Raw genomic sequence first — 15,354 nt, forward strand, 5'->3', positions numbered from 1 at the left:
CCCTAAAAAAGAAAGCGGCCTTGATGCCTACTCATCAAGCCGCTTCCAACGATGGTTACGCCGCGAGAAAGCGGCGAACGCTCGGAATCTTTTGCACCACAAAACGATCAAACAGCCAAAAAACGGTGAGCAATCGGCGAAAATGGTGTGAAATGAAACGGCCGGAGACAGACCAGTCCGCCTCGTCATCCAATCAACCCAAGGCGCAGCGCCTTCGCCACCGCTTCCGTCCGATTTTTGGCGCGAAGCTTCCTTAAGGCGCTCGAAATATAGTCGCGCACTGTAAATTCGCTCAAATAAAGCTGGCAGGCTGCTTCCAATGTCGAGGCTCCGTCCGCAAGCAGCTTCAAAATCTCCATTTCTCTTGGCGACAAGGATTCCGTCATTCCTTCCCATTCTTTTTTTGGCGCCTCGATCCATTTCAGCAGCAACTCCCCCGCGCTTTGACCAAATTTCATCAGCGCGGGAAACAGGCGGCGGTCAACGGCAAAGAAGCGGCCCGGTCCGCGGTCGAGAACGACGCCTCCAATCATCCGCCCTTCCGTCGGCACATACACCGGAACGATCACCAGCGAGGCCAAACCGAACAGGTCCACATACAGGCGCGGAAACTGTTCGCTCGCCCTCGGCACATAAATCGGACGAAAATGGCGAAACTCATGCACTTCCGCTTTCAATTTCCCCACACTTTCTTTCAACATCGGAATGCTGTCCAATTCCACGCGCAAGCGCTGAATTTGCCCGTTGTCCACGCCATACCCGTGCAGGCCGATGGCTGTGCTCTCCTGATTGACAAATTGAAACAGAGCGCAGCGGCTGAAAGGAAGAAAATAAGAAAAACCAAAACAAATATGCGCCGCCGATTCCTCAAACGTCTGCGCCCGCAAAATCCATTCGTTAAACAAAATGACGGCGTCTTTCCACAAGGATTCTTTTTTCCACGCGGAATCGCTACTGGGTTTGAATGATTGTTCATTCACTTCATACAACAACCATTCATTCCATTTAAAAAACAAATACCGCACGGCTGGGTGCAGCGCAGCAGCCGCTGACGCATGCGCCTTCAACACTTGATGAACCGTATTTTCCATTAAATTCAGGGAAAATATGACCATCTCCGGATGAAACGCCGCAATGCGTTCGAGCTGCCCATTCGCTGGATGGTCACCCCCGTACGGGAGCAATCTTGCCTGAACGAATGCGCACAGCGTGGAAAACACCTCTTGAACCCGCGCATTCCGCTTGCCAAGCGCTTCGCCGATCCGCTTCCATTCCCGGTTCAATTCCGCCGCATACCTATGCAAGATGTCGGCCGCTTCATGAAGCAAACGAAGCAAATGATCATTTAATTCCTTCGACATCCCCATCCTCCCCCCGCATCCCCGCTAGTGATCGACTACTTTGATCATCTACTTTCTTAATTCGATCGGTCAATTCCTTCTTTTGCCCGTCACGGTTGTCCAACAGCACTTAAAAAATCCGACAAACATAGGGATGTAATGGAATGTATAATTGTCATAAAATTTAAACAGATTCACTAAAGCGCTTACAGCGCTGATCATTCAAAAAAAGGGGGAGGAGAAACGCCATGGAAATGGCAACAAAACCGGTCATCATTGGGGGGCGCACGGCGAAAAAGCCGCTGATCGCCGCACTGTTGGGAGGGTTCCTGCTGTTAGGCGCCTTGCTGTCGATCTTCGGGCTGACAGGCGTCGCCTATGCCGTGCCGATCAGTGGGGTCGGGGAGTTCACCGTTCAATTTGACAAACTGAACGGCAGCGGGTTTAAAATGTACGGCGGCGTGGCGGAAGCAGGCAATGCGCCGCAGACGCCGGTCTTCGTCAATGAAATGGATAAAGCGACGATTCAAGGTCTTCGGATTTCGAAAGACTTCCCGACCTTGGGCATTCGCGTCGTCATTGTCGCGAGCGAGCCTGTCTCCATTGACGGCCTCGTGCAAAAAGCGACGCAAATTAACGGCAACATCTCCTTCGGCAGCTTGACGATGAAAGAAAGCTATGTCGGCGATACGAGCAACCCAGTCGAGAAAGCGGCCAAAGAATTCACACAAGGAGCCGACAGCATTACGATCGAAAACGGTGATATTAAAACCGTCTACTTGTTCCAGCAAAAAGTGTCGCTGCCGGGCATGAAAGTGTACTTTGAAAAACTCAACTAATTCTCGGTAAGGATGAGGGACATTGGGCATCATTCGTTCCAGCTGGCAGGCGTTCGGTCGCTGGTGGAAACGCCGCCCATTTTGGGGGGCAACGTTTCTCTTGTTATCAAGCCTTGTGATTTTATGGGTTCCGATGCAGCTATACGAAATTTCTCTCGTTCCCGGAAGCATGGTGTTCGCCGGCTTTTTCCTTGGTGGCATGGTCATGTTGATGGGGATTCTTTCCTACGCCATGCCGCGGCTATCCACCTTGCTCGGCATCATCGGCATGTTCAGTGCCATTCTGTCGATCATGGGCGCCTTGGGTGGCTTCTTAGTCGGCACCATTCTCGGCATCATCGGCGGGGCGCTTTGCATCGCCTGGCGCCCGCAATGGGCTGAAGCCGACGCTCCTGCTGCTCATCATGAAGCGGCGGCGGACAAAGAGCCATCCGCCGCAATCGACTAACAGGCGCCGATCGCTCGGCCGAACGAAGCAAAATATTCGTTCGTTCGGCCTTCTTTTTTTATCTCTTTTTCCCGATCACGAATCCATTCATCATGAACAAACGAGGCGCATATTCATATTATGGGCCCATCATCGCTGCAGAACAAGATCGGCGCTAGAGCTGAGGCCGCCTCCGAAGATTGTAGGCATCCATCCTCGCGCCTAGATACACGCTGGAAGGATGCCCAAATGCCTCTCGTCCCTTTGGCCTCAAGGGATGAGAGGCATTTTGTTTACTTAGTCACTGTCGAACTCGGTATACAATGCAAGGTAAAAACGCGGTGCAAAATTCGTGCAAAATTTTTTCGTATTCTATCGTTTTTTGGGGATTCCCAAAAAATGAAAAACGACTGCAAATGCAGTCGTATCAAGGGTTTCACAGTTTCTCGTCCGAACCGTTCGGATATCGGAAATGGAGACGGTGGGAGTCGAACCCACGTCCAGAGGCATCGCCACTTAAGCATCTACGAGCGTAGTCGGTATATTTCGCTTCGCCGTCCGTTCCGCCTACCGACAGGCCTCCCGGCGGCTAGCCTGGTTCGTCTCTTCCCTCATCCTCAGGCGGCGGATTTGGGCGTAGCCCGCTTCATATGAGCCCCTCGAACGCCACGCGGGCGATGGCGGGAGGAGCTAGCTGCAGCAATTAGGCAGCTAAAGCGTAGTTTTGTTTGCCAGTTATCTTTAGGTGACGTTTTTACGAGGACGTCCCCCTCGGCTCGCCGCTTAAGCTCGACCTACCCCTGTCGAATCCGGATCGTCCCCGCGGTGCGAAGAGATCGGAACAGCTTAAGCATGGAATAACTGGCTGTTGCACTTTTTATTATACCATGACGCGGTGCATTTTCAATGGGAATGTTTTCAATCTCGCCAAAAAACAGGCTCTTCTCCGAATGTTGTGCCGGATGATTGAGAACACGGCTTCTTGGCACTTGCCAAGAAAAATCAGCCCATCCCATTTTCCGTACACGGCGACGCAAGAAATGCCCCCGCTTGCCGCGATGAACCAAACATCCCTCCGCCGTTCCCAAACCGGCAATGCCCGCCAAAAGCCCGATGTTTCAGGCTCCCGCCCTCGGCAAATGCCCGCTCGGCGGCTTGCCTCTCTACAGCTTTTGCCGCTCGCGGAACGCCCGCTCGATTTCGCGCTGCGCTTCTTTCCGCTTCATGTCTTCCCGTTTGTCGTATTTTTTCTTCCCTTTGGCCACTCCAAGCTCCACTTTGGCAAAGCCATTTTTAATATACAATTTCAGCGGCACGAGCGTATACCCTTGCTCTTTCGTATAGCCGATCAGCTTGTTGATTTCGCGTCGGTGCAGCAAAAGCTTTCGCGTCCGCAGCGGATCATGGTTGTAGCGGTTGCCTTGTTCATACGGACTGATATGCATGTTATGGAGAAACACTTCCCCTTTTTCCACTTTGGCGAACGAATCTTTCAAGTTCACCCGGCCGTTGCGGATCGATTTGATTTCCGTCCCTTGCAAAACGAGGCCGGCTTCATACGTTTCTTCGATGAAATAGTCGTGGTGCGCTTTTTTGTTTTGGGCGATCACTTTTCCTTCGCCTTTCGGCATCCGTTTTCCCCCTCCTCATCGGCGTTTCTTATTTTACCAAAAACGAAAAGGAAGGAAAAGCCGCCCGTTCGGCTTTTCCTCACCGTTTTTTCTTTTTCTTCTTTTTTGCTTTCGCGGCGCGGCCCGCACCGGTTTTTCCTTTTGCCTCTGCTTTCGGCTTGCCGTTCTTTTGTTTTTTTCCTTCAATAACGACCGGCGCGGCTTTTGCCTTCGGCGGGCGGCGTCCTTTCATGCCGACGACTTCAAAATCGACGATCCGTTCGTCTTTGTTGACGTTGATGACACGGACGGTGATTTCATCGCCGATGCGGTACATTTTTCCCGTCCGCTCGCCGATCATCGCATAACTGCGCTCGTCATAGCGGTAGTAGTCGTCGGTTAAGTAGCTGACGTGCACCAGGCCTTCGATCGTGTTTGGCAGCTCAACGAACAAGCCGAAGTTCGTCACCGAGCTGATGATGCCGTCAAATTCCATGCCGATTTTGTCTTCCATAAACTCGGTTTTCTTCAGATCGTCCGTCTCCCGCTCGGCCTCGACGGCGCGCCGCTCCATGTTGGATGCATGCTCGGCAATCTCCGGCAGCTTTTCCGCCCATTTTCGCTGCGTCTCCGGATCCATCTGCCCGTTGATCAAGTAGGTCCGGATGAGCCGGTGGACGATCAAGTCCGGATAGCGGCGGATCGGCGACGTAAAATGGGTGTAAAACTCAGTCGACAGCCCATAATGGCCGAGGCTCTCGGCGTCATAGCGCGCTTGCTTCATCGACCGAAGCATGACGGTGGAGATCACCATTTCTTCCGGCTCGCCGCGCACCGCTTCGAGAATTTGTTGGAGGGCGCGCGGGTGGATTTGGTTGCCCGTTCCTTTCACGACATAGCCGAAGTTCGTGATGAACTCCAAGAAACGTTGCAGTTTTTCCGGCTTTGGATCCTCATGGACGCGGTACATAAACGGTACGTTCAGCCAATGGAAATGCTCAGCGACCGTTTCGTTCGCCGCCAACATAAACTCTTCAATCAACCGCTCGGCGACCGACCGCTCGCGCAAGACGACATCGTACGGCTTGCCGTTTTCATCGACGAGCACTTTCGCTTCTTTGAAATCAAAATCGATCGCCCCGCGCTTCATCCGCTTCGTGCGCAAAATGTCGGCGAGCTCAGCCATCAGCTCAAACATCGGCACAAGCGGCGCGTATTTTTCCCGCAAGGCTTCGTCTTTGTCCACCAAAATTTTATTGACATCGGAATACGTCATCCGCTCTGTCGTGCGGATGACGCTTTGGAAAATGTCATGGCGGACGACTTCGCCTTGCGGGGTGATCTCCATCTCGCACGACAGCGTCAGCCGGTCGACTTTCGGGTTGAGCGAACAAATGCCGTTGGACAGCCGGTGCGGAATCATCGGGATGACGCGGTCGACCAAATAGACGCTCGTGCCGCGCTCATACGCCTCGCGGTCGATCGGCGAGCCTTCTTCGACGTAATGGCTCACGTCGGCGATGTGGACGCCGAGCTTATAGTTGCCGTTTTCCAGCTTCGTCACCGTCACCGCATCGTCTAAGTCTTTCGCATCCTCGCCGTCAATGGTGACGATCATCTCGCCGCGCAAATCGCGCCGCCCTTCCAAATCTTGCTCGGTAATCACATCGGGCACACGGTTCGCATGCTCGATGACGTCATCGGGAAATTGAAGCGGCAGCCCATGCTTATAGATGATCGACAAAATGTCGACGCCCGGGTCGTTTTTATGGCCGAGAATTCGGACGACTTCCCCTTCAGCGCTCATCCGTCCTTCTGGATACGAGGTGAGCCGGACGACGACTTTATGCCCTTCGACCGCACCGTTCGCGGCGTGTTTCGGAATGAAAATGTCGTTGACGATCCGCTTGTCATCCGGGATGACAAAGCCGAAATATTTGCTTTCGGTGTACGTGCCGACGACTTCTTTCACCCCGCGCTCCACAATGCGGACGATCGTCCCTTCACGGCGCGCCCCCGATGAATCGGCCTGGACGCGCACAAGCACGGTGTCGCCATGCATCGCGTTTTTCAATTCGGACGGCGGGATGAAAATATCATCCAGTCCCGGCTCCTCCGGTGTGACAAACGCGAATCCTTTCGGGTGGCCAATCACCTTGCCGCGCACGAGATTCATCCGCTCGGGCACGCCGTAGCGGTTGCTGCGCGTCCGGACGATGAGTCCTTCCTCTTCCAGGGCGACAAGCGTTTTGACAAACTCCTTGAATCCATCGGCATCCTCGATGCCAAACGCTTCTTCCAACTCTTCGACCGTCAGCGGCTTATACGCCTCATCGCGCATAAACGTTAAGATGCGTTCGGCCAACACATGATCCATTGTCCATCCCCTCCTTTCTCCATTACCAATCTAACGATTCAAGAAATGCATAAATATCTTCATGCAGCTGATCTTTTTCTTGATCAAGCGTAATCACATGGCCTGATTGCTCATACCACTTGATTTGTTTGACCGGCGATTCAATTTCGTTATAAATGATGTTCGCGCTGTCCGGGTTGATCATCTCATCATGGCGCGCCTGCACAACAAACGTCGGGGCATAAATCAAATCAAGATGGTCACGCACATCGGCGATCAGCTCCTGCAGCGCCTTTAACGTCTTCATCGGCGTCTGCTTGAACTTCTCCATCTCCTGTTCGATCTGCTCCTCTGATTTTCCTTCCCGCTTTTTATACTCGCGCGCATACTCGAGCACGCCTTCGTACATCGTTTCCTCGCTTTTGATGTACATCGGCGCGCACATCGTCACAATGCCCTCTATAGGTACAGTGTAACCTAATTTCAATGAAAATACGCCTCCAAGCGACAGTCCGGCGACGGCGATTTTTTCGTAGCCCTTGTTTTTCAAAAACTCGTAGCCGTTCATGACATCTTGCCACCAGTCATCCGGCCCGGTGTGGACGAGCTCCTCAGGCGGCACGCCGTGTCCTTTGTAAATCGGCGCATGGCACGTATAGCCTTTGGATTCTAAAAAACGCCCGAGCATCCGAACATCAGCGGAATTGCCGGTAAACCCATGCAACAGCAGCACCGCCCGCTCCCCGGCTTCAAAGAAAAACGGCTTCGGCGGAACAATTTTCATCATTCGTTCTCCTTCCTTTCTTGCTGAAATAGAAAAGGCAGCCCGCTTCCCTTTGGACCGCCCCCGTTTTTTGCTTATGATGGTTGGACATAAACAACAAGAATCGCCAACACAAAGAACAAAACGGCCAACACAACCGTCACGCGCTGAAACACCGCATCGAGCCCGCGTGCTTTCTGCTTCCCGAACAATTGCTCGGCGCCGCCGGTGATCGCCCCCGACAGCCCGGCGCTGCGGCCCGACTGCAACAACACCACCGCAATCAGCGCGATCGACACAATGACAAGCAGCGTCACAAGCAAGGCATGCATGCTTGACACCTCCAACGACCGATATTGCAATAATTTCACTATACCATAGATCGCCGTTGGCGGCAACTGGCGGGCCTGTCTCAACACGACGAAAGCCCCCTCATTCCTTTTTTGGTGAAACATGTAATCATTTTGAATCATTTTGTATATACTGTGTAGATACATTTAGGAACGGAGATGATACAATGAATTCAAAACAAAACAACAGCGTAAAAAAGAAAGGAGAGAATGTGATGTCTACTGTCATCGTGCAAAAGTGGGGGAACAGTTTGGGCATCCGCATCCCAAAAGACGCGGCTGACCAAATCGGGATTCAACAAGGTTCTGAAATGGAATTACATGTCATTGAAAACGAAGGAATCATCACATTAAAGCCGAAAAGAGCACGGAAGAAATACACATTGGAAGAGCTACTCTCACAAATTACCCCTGAAAATCGACATAAGGAGATCGATTTTGGGGTAGAAGGGCGTGAGTGGATCTAATGGCCGCAGACGCGCCGGAAAGAGGAGATTTCGTTGTGTTGAACTTCCATCCACAAGCTGGCCATGAACAAGCAGGAAGAAGAATTGCTCTTGTTTTATCTCCACAAAAATTCAATCAAGCAACAGGATTTGCAGTTGTTTGTCCCATCACCAATCAGAAGAAAGGCTATCCGTTTGAAGTGGATTTGCCAAAAGAAGGAATACTCCTTGAAGGCGGCGCTCCCATTACAGGGGTCATTTTATCTTAATTAGGCGAGAAGACTCCCACTTCAACGAAGCGAAGCGGAGTAAGTGGGAGATGAATCGCCTTAACTATATTTTGCTGAAAATAGGATAGACTCCCATGACAAAAAAATTTCGTCACCATCGGAAGGATGAAAACAACCTTCTGTCGAATGGTCTCCTTGCAGCTGGGGTCATGAGGTCGTTGTATCTATGGTACGTAAAAGTCCGAAGGATAGACAGACCCCAGTAGTCTGGTGCACCACGGAATGTCGCTCCCTTGAGGGAAGCACGCAGGATAGAATGCTTGAACAAAGGCTACTGCACCAGCTGTTTTTGAGAACGAAGCAGGGAGGGAGACCGATGCGCGTCTTGTATGAACGCTGTTGCGGATTGGACGTGCATAAGCAATCGATTACGGCTTGCGCCCTTACCCCTGAAGGAAAAGAGATTCGCGCGTTTGGTACGCTGACCGACGATCTCGAGGAGTTGGTGGATTGGCTGAAAGAAAAAAAGGTGACGCACGTTGCCATGGAGTCGACGGGCGTATATTGGAAGCCAGTGTATAATCTCCTCGAAGCAGAGCCGATCGAAGTGCTTGTCGTCAATGCCCAACACATCAAAGCGGTTCCCGGGCGAAAGACCGATGTCAAAGATGCCGAATGGATCGCGGACTTGCTTCGCCATGGATTGCTAAAAGGGAGTTACATCCCTCATCGGGCTCAGCGGGAGCTCCGGGAACTGGTCCGTTATCGGCGCAGTTTGATCGAGGAACGGGCACGGGAGCTCAACCGCATCCAAAAAGTGCTGGAAGGAGCCAATATCAAGCTTTCTTCGGTCGTATCCGACATCAACGGGATGTCGGCCCGGCTCATCATTCGCGCCCTTATCGAAGGAAAAGACGATCCGGCGGCCCTCGCCCAGCTCGCCAAAGGGCGGCTGAAACAAAAAACGGAAGAGCTCCGGCGCGCGTTGAAAGGAGTGATAGGGCCGCATCAACGCATGATGCTGGCCGAGCAATGGCGTCATGTGGAGTATTTAGATGAAGCGATTGCCCGGTTGGATCGAGAAATCGAGGAACGAACGAGCCCTTTTCATGAAGCGCTGGAGCTCATCGATACGATCCCGGGAGTGGGGCGGCAAAGCGCGGAACAAATTGTAGCGGAAATCGGGACGGATATGAGCCGGTTCCCTACCGCCGCGCACTTGGCCTCATGGGCCGGAATGGCTCCCGGGAATCATGAGAGTGCAGGGAAACGGTTGTCAGGTCGAACGAGGAAAGGGAACAAGAAGCTGAGGTCGTGCCTCGTGGAATGCGCCCGTGCCGCCGCCCGAACGAAGAACACGTACCTATCGGCCAAGTATCATCGGATCGCCAAACGAAGAGGAGCGAATCGAGCGAGTGTCGCGGTCGGGAGAACGATTTTAGAAATGATCTATTATATCTTAACTCGAAAGGAACCGTATAGAGAGTTGGGAGCCGACTACTGGGATCGGCAGCGAGAAGCGAGCATCGTGCGTCAAACGGTGAAACGATTAGAGGGGTTAGGGTACGAAGTGAAACTAGAAAAAACGAGTGCATAGCACTTATTAACCATATATATACTGAAATACCTTCCTTTGGAATCCGATTCCGAAGGCTAGGCGGGCTCCGTTTTTTGTCTTAAATGGTGTTTTCAGGATAGATTCAGTAAAATATAGTATAATATAGTTAGATGGGGGGTGAAAACATGTATTTTTGTATCAAACAACAGCTAAATGGTTTGACCAAAGAAGAATACTTGACTCTTCGAGAACTGTGCCATATTGCCAAGAACATGTACAACGTCGGATTGTAAATTGGCAAACTTGTCATTGGCTATGCGGAAACATGGCAACGCAATATTAATCTAGGAAAAAAGACAAATCAAAACTTTGTCAATATTCCTCTCGGTAACATAAAAGAAAAACTAGAATATCTTTGTAAATTTTACGGCATTGAATTCTTGAAACAGGAAGAATCCTATACGTCTCAAGCCAGCTTTTTTGACGGCGATGAGATTCCTGAATATAATGCCGACAATCCAAAAGAATATAAGTTCAGCGGCAAACGTATTAAGCGCGGCTTGTATCGAACAAAGTCTGGCAAACTAATTAATGCTGATGTCAATGGCGCATTAAACATCTTAAAGAAAAGTAAAGCTGTAGACCTGAGTGTCTTATGCTCTAGCGGCGAAGTGGACACGCCTCAAAGAATAAGGATTGCTTGAAGCAGTCAAACTTCTTTGGAAGCCCCCACTTCAAATTTTCGCTAGAAAATTAAGTGGGGGTAGTTCACCCGACCAAATCAAATCATTGGATTGGAAAGCTCGTCATCTAAAAATTTTAAAAAAATACAATCGAGAAGATGCGCAAATAGAGGAAATCGACGAAATCATTGACGAATGCCTGGCTAAAATCGCCACATATCTGACTTGACCACATCGATGGAGCCGCGAACGAATGAAACGATGCTGAAGAAAAGGCGACAACTCCTTGCCTTTCTCATCCATTCAACGGAATGGCAACGGGAGCGCAGCAAACATTCGCTCCCTCTTCTCTTTGGCAGAGATGAAGGAACGTTTCATCCTCCATCTGCTTGACGCTCCGTCAACTACCCCCACTTAGCTAACGCTTGAAGTGGGGGCTTGCAACTCCCCAGAAGTACAAGCGGACTTCGTCCTCCTTCCTTGACTTGGGGTTGCATCAGGGCAGGTTGACAACTACCCAACGACGCAGGTCATGCCTGCATCGTTACCGATTCTCTCGGTGTGTCTGTTGGCAGTACTTGGCTTCCACACACAACAGACGGATCTACGCTCGATGTTTTACGGTTACAACGTTTCCTGTAACCAACTCCATACATCGAGTAGCAGTTATTGGAGTGCCTTTATTAAACGGTTTTCTCCACGCCTTTATTATATCATACACAAAAGAAAAGGGGAACGCGCATTCCTCTCCCACTTACTCCCTTTGGTCGTTGAAGTGGGAGTCTCCTGCGCGAAATAGGATGAATCGGATGCGGTATGATCATTGTCGTCCACCGCCGAAATGCGTTACAATAGAAAGCAAATCGGCAACGACTGGAGGGACTTCAATGGCAAGACCGGACGAACGAGTCGTCATCGCGATTGACGGCTATCAATTCAAACGGGCGCGTGAGGCAAAGGAAGGGAAAATTTTCGTCACCTCGCCGATCGGGGTGAACTTTACGTTTGACATCAACGTCATGCGCAAGCTGCTTGAGGCGATCGACCGCGACCCGGCGCTCGCGGAACAGTTTGGGCTTCCTTCTCAGGGGGCAAACGAATAACAAAGGAACGGCGGTTGGCCGTTCCTTTGTTGGTTTAGCGGAGAGAGGCCGAAGCTCCATTTTTCCGCAGACGGCGGTGCTCCCTCACGAATCAAATCTTCTAGCGTCCTTGCCATGCCGCCCGCTCGCGGCCGAACGGGTCGTCCTCGACATGGCTGGCGGCCGAAAAGACAAAGGCCGCCTTGCGCTCGCTCGTATACGCCGGCCATGCTTCCGGCAAGTGAGCACCGTTCGGGTCTCCGGTGCGGGCAAACGAGAGCCAAGCGTAATGCATTTCATTGGCGATCGCCTCGCGCTCCGGCCGGTTGCCGACGAAATTCGCGACGCCCGGCTGATGGAGATTGTGAAACACAAACGGCAGCTCGAGCGCGTGGCATGCTTTCAGCTGGCCGCCGAACACCGGCGTCTCATAGTCAAAGCGGTACATGTACACATCCGCCCCTTGCGCCGCTTGGGCGTCCGCCGTCCGCAGCATCCCCTCGACAAACACGCGGTACGTCATGATGCGAAGCCACGTTTGCCAAGTAGGCGCCGACGGCTCCGCCGTTTCTTTGTAATAGCGGATGGCCTCTTCTGGCACCGGCCCGACTTCCCGGTTGATTCGGTCAAGAAGTTCCTTTTCGCCAAGCTTTGTCCATGACGGATCCGTCAAGGTAAACAAGTTGTACTCGTCTTTCGTCACGCCGATGAGAATCGGAATGCCGCTGGCCGCCCCGTCGCGGAGCGCTTCAATCGGATGGCGGCGCAATACGCGGCCATCCACCACCGGACCGTACATGACCCCTGAACCGAGCGACAGCGCCGCCCGCAGCAGCTCCTCGGCAGGAATCGACAACAGCCGTTCGCGGTCGCCCGGACGGATGCCAGCCTTATCGAGAATGCGTTCGGTCATCGCCATCGCGGTCTCCGGCGAACGGAGAAGAAGCGATCCCGAACCGCTTTGCAACATGGCGCGCCGAAACAGCCCCTTCGCCTCCGGAAGCGACAACAGCACGCCGACGCTCGCCGCTCCCGCCGATTCACCGAAAATCGTCACATTGTCCGGATCACCGCCAAACGCCGCAATGTTCTCCTTCACCCAGCGCAGCGCCGCCACTTGGTCCAAAATGCCGAGATTCCCGGCTTGCGCGTACGCTTCGCCGAACGAATCACCGAGATGCAAAAAGCCAAACACGTTCATTCGGTAGTTGATCGTCACGACGACGACATCGCCGTGTTTCGCAAACGCCGTCCCGTCATACCACGGCGAAGAACCCGAGCCGAACAAAAAGGCGCCGCCGTGAATCCAGACGAGCACCGGCCGCTTCTTCCCATCCGCCGCCGGCGACCAAATGTTCAAGTACAGCCCGTCTTCGCTCGGCGCCTCGCTCATCCGCCCGAGCAATCCGCTGAAAATCGGATCCGACGGCTGCATCACGACAGGACCGAAGGCAGTCGCCTCCCGCACCCCATCCCATGCCTCAGGCGGCTCCGGCGGCAGAAAACGGCGTTCACCGACCGGCGCTTTCGCGTACGGAATCCCTTTCCAATAGAAAACCCCTTCATTTGTTCCCCCGCGCAACCGACCGTACTTTGTTTCAACAACGGTTTGTTCCATCTTTATCACTCCTGAATATTCAAATGATTCAAAAATAGTATAAACCACCACCTCACCCACGTCTATCGTTTTGCGCCCGCATGAGAGGTGTTCATGCCGCTTCGAAAAGAGAGATGCCTCGCCCATGTACAAAAGTAAAGATAGCCGCAGCCGAAGCAGTGAACACCATGAAGGAGATGATTCGAGGCGCGATCACGCCAAAAACATTTTGTTTAAGTCACTCCATGCATGGTATCAAACTCAAGCCCCCAATGTATACGGATTTCCCGGACTGCCGCCAACGCCAGCGCGCCGGTTCACAATGTTGCCCCATGCGTCATACTCGTATTGGACAACGACATTTCCGCTTGCGTCCGTCAATGCCACGACATCTCCATGACCGTTCAAATGATAGTAGTAAGTGGCTCCGCCTTTCGTCATCGTGACCGGGTGGCCCAATGCGTCCCATGTATATTCCGCTGTGATGATGTTGTTGGCGTCTGTTTCAGCCGATAAACTAAGAAATACGTATCATCCCCTAAAAACAGATCCATGATGCCAATCCTAGCATCATGGATGCTCATTAGTTAAAGAAATGGACGATCCATTCCATATCTTCCAACTATAACACATAATAATCACATCGCTTTCGTTACACCATTCTCCTATGATTTGACGTTCTTCCTCCGTCAACTTCTCTAGGCATTAGCTCAATAACCGGCAAACGTAACGAACATTTCCGTGTTTCTTGCCCCCCTTTGTCCACATATTTGCGACAACGTTCTAACACATCGGTAAACAGCTGAATGACATGAAAATAATCCACCACATGTGTCGTCTCTGGGCAAACCCCTTGAATCGCTTTTTTCATCGCTTGGGACCCAATCGCTCACGACACACATGAGTCCATGCACGTCCAATGGTTTCCTGTTCTTTCCTGCTTCACTGGCATACACTTCTCCCGGCATCCATGATCGCCACTCCGTAGTCATGCCCTTTTCGAAAAGCAAACTCATTTTCACGAAAAGCCCTTGGAACGAGGAAAGGCTGTTTGAGAAGCTTCAAGAACGGGTTCTTCCCCAGATCGAACGCCTGGCCAAACGGACCCCAATCAGCCCCTTTTCCTTTCGATGGATGATACGATTTGCCAAAAAACGAAGCCTTCGTCACGGGCAACGCACGTCATTCAAGGATGTGATTGTCATGACTCCCATAAAGATCATCAAATGGTCTGGGGGCATTCGCTCGTTTGGCTGATGGTGCACACCTTCACGCAAGCGTTTCCGTTCGCGTTCCACTTGTATGACAAAAAGGTGGAAACCAGCAAAATGGACCTGGCAATCGAGATGCTTTCCTTGTTCAAAGGGAAACGGGCTCGTCCGATGTATGTGCTTATGGATTCATGGTATCCGTCCAAGGAACTCATCGAAGCCTGCCTGAAACAGGGATTCCATGTCATCGCCATGCTCAAGACGAACCGGATTCTTGATCCGAAAGGCATCGCCATCCAAACCAAGTCGTTGGCCCGCTATATCAAGCCTCAAGCCCCCGCCTCGTCACGGTGGGTCAGGAGCGTTACCGCGTGTATCGCTATGAGGGGTCGATCCATGGCCTCGATGACGCGGTGGTGCTGCTGGCTTAGAAGGCGGATCAGCCGATGACTCCGGACCATCTCCGTGTCTTCTTGAGCACCGATCGGGAGCTTAGCGACGAAGACATCTCGCGTTACGATGCCCAGCGTTGAACGAGCAAATGCGCTTTCCAGCAGGCGAAAGAGCAACTGAAGCTAGATGGATACCGCGTTCGCCATGTTCGGGCGGTGAAACGGTATGGGGCAGTGGTGCTTTAGCCTGCGTGTACAGCATTGCCGAATCCCAACAAACCCTTTCCGCTGGGCTGGAGTTGCTTCGATCGCGGAAAGGCCACAGCATCGTCGAGTTCATTGATAACGCTGCGAAGCAAGATATTCCCATTGATGCGATCAAAAAACAGCTCCATGTCGCCTAAGGAGTACCCTGTTTACCTCTTATGACATGGAAATTATTATAATGAAAAATACTCATCTACAGATAA

12 protein-coding genes, 1 other RNA gene and 4 pseudogenes are annotated in these 15,354 nt (G+C 52.0%); 8 read left to right on the forward strand and 9 right to left on the reverse strand.

What is annotated here, in order from left to right:
• Window positions 1–185: 185 nt before the first annotated feature.
• The gene (locus ACR1UW_RS16180; RefSeq protein ID WP_033008925.1) at window positions 186–1,361 is read right to left on the reverse strand and encodes a helix-turn-helix transcriptional regulator; all 1,176 of its coding nucleotides are present in this window, start codon (window positions 1,359–1,361) and stop codon (window positions 186–188) included.
• Between the two features lie 227 nt (window positions 1,362–1,588).
• Between ACR1UW_RS16180 and ACR1UW_RS16185 the strand changes: the two genes are divergently transcribed.
• Both ACR1UW_RS16185 and ACR1UW_RS16190 read left to right on the forward strand, forming a co-directional pair.
• On the forward strand, window positions 1,589–2,179 hold the full coding sequence (locus ACR1UW_RS16185; RefSeq protein WP_498934093.1) for a DUF6230 family protein: 591 nt from the start codon (window positions 1,589–1,591) through the stop codon (window positions 2,177–2,179).
• A gap of 22 nt (window positions 2,180–2,201) precedes the next feature.
• A complete protein-coding gene (locus tag ACR1UW_RS16190; protein ID WP_033008926.1) occupies window positions 2,202–2,627 on the forward strand; it encodes a DUF6114 domain-containing protein in 426 nt (141 codons plus the stop codon).
• A gap of 449 nt (window positions 2,628–3,076) precedes the next feature.
• Here the strand turns inward: ACR1UW_RS16190 and ssrA are convergent.
• The 5 genes from ssrA to secG all read right to left on the reverse strand — a co-directional run bounded on the left by ssrA (window position 3,077) and on the right by secG (window position 7,667).
• Window positions 3,077–3,428: a transfer-messenger RNA gene (ssrA, locus tag ACR1UW_RS16195) on the reverse strand.
• A gap of 341 nt (window positions 3,429–3,769) precedes the next feature.
• The gene (gene smpB, locus ACR1UW_RS16200; RefSeq protein WP_013144268.1) at window positions 3,770–4,237 is read right to left on the reverse strand and encodes an SsrA-binding protein SmpB; all 468 of its coding nucleotides are present in this window, start codon (window positions 4,235–4,237) and stop codon (window positions 3,770–3,772) included.
• Window positions 4,238–4,316: 79 nt separating this feature from the next.
• Window positions 4,317–6,593 (reverse strand): ribonuclease R, encoded by a 2,277-nt coding sequence (gene rnr, locus ACR1UW_RS16205; protein WP_044743777.1) that lies wholly within the window; start codon window positions 6,591–6,593, stop codon window positions 4,317–4,319.
• A 22-nt stretch (window positions 6,594–6,615) separates the two neighbouring features.
• The gene (estA, locus tag ACR1UW_RS16210; RefSeq protein ID WP_033008930.1) at window positions 6,616–7,356 is read right to left on the reverse strand and encodes a carboxylesterase; all 741 of its coding nucleotides are present in this window, start codon (window positions 7,354–7,356) and stop codon (window positions 6,616–6,618) included.
• A gap of 74 nt (window positions 7,357–7,430) precedes the next feature.
• Window positions 7,431–7,667: a preprotein translocase subunit SecG gene (gene secG / locus ACR1UW_RS16215; protein WP_033008932.1), complete on the reverse strand. Its 237-nt coding sequence runs from the start codon at window positions 7,665–7,667 to the stop codon at window positions 7,431–7,433.
• Between the two features lie 185 nt (window positions 7,668–7,852).
• Between secG and ACR1UW_RS16220 the strand changes: the two genes are divergently transcribed.
• From ACR1UW_RS16220 to ACR1UW_RS16240, 5 genes and pseudogenes are all read left to right on the forward strand, one after another.
• Complete coding sequence (locus ACR1UW_RS16220) at window positions 7,853–8,152, forward strand: AbrB/MazE/SpoVT family DNA-binding domain-containing protein (protein ID WP_044743778.1); 300 nt, start codon at window positions 7,853–7,855, stop codon at window positions 8,150–8,152.
• Window positions 8,152–8,397 (forward strand): annotated as a pseudogene (locus ACR1UW_RS16225) (type II toxin-antitoxin system PemK/MazF family toxin); the annotation flags it as partial. The gene ACR1UW_RS16220 and the pseudogene ACR1UW_RS16225, both read left to right, overlap by 1 nt.
• A 340-nt stretch (window positions 8,398–8,737) precedes the next feature.
• The gene (locus tag ACR1UW_RS16230) at window positions 8,738–9,958 is read left to right on the forward strand and encodes an IS110 family RNA-guided transposase (protein WP_498934097.1); all 1,221 of its coding nucleotides are present in this window, start codon (window positions 8,738–8,740) and stop codon (window positions 9,956–9,958) included.
• A 254-nt stretch (window positions 9,959–10,212) separates the two neighbouring features.
• A pseudogene (locus tag ACR1UW_RS16235) lies at window positions 10,213–10,623 on the forward strand (zinc ribbon domain-containing protein); the annotation flags it as partial.
• A gap of 866 nt (window positions 10,624–11,489) precedes the next feature.
• The gene (locus ACR1UW_RS16240; protein WP_100659542.1) at window positions 11,490–11,705 is read left to right on the forward strand and encodes a hypothetical protein; all 216 of its coding nucleotides are present in this window, start codon (window positions 11,490–11,492) and stop codon (window positions 11,703–11,705) included.
• Between the two features lie 100 nt (window positions 11,706–11,805).
• Here the strand turns inward: ACR1UW_RS16240 and ACR1UW_RS16245 are convergent, their stop codons facing one another.
• The 3 genes and pseudogenes from ACR1UW_RS16245 to ACR1UW_RS16255 form a co-directional block, all read right to left on the reverse strand.
• A complete protein-coding gene (locus ACR1UW_RS16245) occupies window positions 11,806–13,302 on the reverse strand; it encodes a carboxylesterase/lipase family protein (protein ID WP_033008934.1) in 1,497 nt (498 codons plus the stop codon).
• Between the two features lie 240 nt (window positions 13,303–13,542).
• Window positions 13,543–13,722, reverse strand: coding sequence for an RHS domain-containing protein (locus tag ACR1UW_RS16250; RefSeq protein ID WP_122983948.1), 180 nt, complete (start codon window positions 13,720–13,722; stop codon window positions 13,543–13,545).
• Between the two features lie 183 nt (window positions 13,723–13,905).
• A pseudogene (locus tag ACR1UW_RS16255) lies at window positions 13,906–14,316 on the reverse strand (transposase); the annotation flags it as partial.
• Here ACR1UW_RS16255 and ACR1UW_RS16260 point away from each other — a divergent pair.
• Window positions 14,299–15,288, forward strand: a pseudogene (locus ACR1UW_RS16260) (transposase family protein); the annotation flags it as partial. The pseudogenes ACR1UW_RS16255 and ACR1UW_RS16260 sit on opposite strands and share 18 nt — an antisense overlap.
• Window positions 15,289–15,354: the final 66 nt, after the last annotated feature.

This window comes from Geobacillus lituanicus, assembly GCF_050994965.1.
Classification (GTDB): Bacteria; Bacillota; Bacilli; order Bacillales; family Anoxybacillaceae; genus Geobacillus; species Geobacillus stearothermophilus.